The sequence below is a fragment of the Mycobacterium sp. TH-M82 genome (assembly GCF_057473605.1).
Window position 1 is genome coordinate 1 of the sequence record NZ_JBYCKY010000287.1, and the last position, 1047, is coordinate 1047.

The window sequence follows — 1047 nt, forward strand, 5'->3', positions numbered from 1 at the left end:
GGCGCTGGAGACACAACCGGCGACCATCATGCTGTCCTTCGGAGACCCGATGCCGTTCGCCGCCCGCATCCGCGCTGCCGGCGTATCGCTCACCGCCCAGGTGCAGGACCTCGAGCAGGCCCGCCGGGCCCTGGACGTCGGCGCGGACGTCCTCGTGGCCCAGGGCGGCGAGGCGGGCGGGCACGGAAAAAACGCGCGCTCGACGTTCACGCTGGTGCCCGACGTCGTGGACCTGGCAGCTGAGCGCTCCCCCGCGACGCCGGTAGTGGCTGCCGGAGGTGTCGCCGACGGCCGCGGGTTGGCGGCGGCGCTAGCGCTCGGTGCCGACGGCGCCCTCGTCGGCACCCGGTTCTGGGCGGCCAACGAGGCATTGGTGTCGCCCCGAGCCCACCGCCGTGGCATGGCCGCAAGCGGCGACGAAACCATCCGTACGCGTGTTTATGACATTGTGCGCCAGAAAGATTGGCCAGCTGGATATGATTCGCGGTTGGTCTCCAACGCGTTTGTCGAGGCGTGGCACGGCAACGAAGCGCAACTACTGGAGCGACTACCGGAGATGGTGAGCACCTTCCAGGAGGCGCTCGAGACGGAGGATTTCGACGTCGTCACCGTGCTGGTCGGCGAGACGATCGGCCGTATCGACACCGTGCGCCCGGCTGCTGACATCGTGGGCGAAATGGCCCACGATGCGGCACGGATCCTGAACCTGGCGGCACCTGGCCCGCAGTGAAACCTAGACAGCCGGGCCGGCCATCTGGTTTGCTCGCCCTGGTAGCGGTCTGCGCCGGGCAGAACTTCGCCCACCGCCCGGCGGGAAGGATGCCATGGACATCGCTTCGGTCGACAAAGTGCTGACCACCACGCGCGCGGTGCGCAAACGCCTCGACCTCAGTCGGCCCGTCGCTCGGGACGTGATCCTCGAATGCGTGCGCCTGGCGATGCAGACGCCCACGGCAAGCAACGCGCAGGACTGGCATTGGCTGGTGATCACCGATGCCGACAAGCGCGCCGCGATCGCCGAGACATACCGCGGCATCAGCTCCGAGT

General features: G+C 68.5%; 2 protein-coding genes. Both read left to right on the forward strand.

The window, feature by feature from the left end:
• Nucleotides 1-730, forward strand: a 730-nt coding sequence (locus AC2VON_RS09205) for an NAD(P)H-dependent flavin oxidoreductase (protein ID WP_486952675.1), incomplete at its 5' end; no start/stop codon positions are given.
• A 94-nt stretch (nt 731-824) separates the two neighbouring features.
• Nucleotides 825-1047, forward strand: a 223-nt coding sequence (locus AC2VON_RS09210; protein ID WP_486952676.1) for a nitroreductase family protein, incomplete at its 3' end; no start/stop codon positions are given.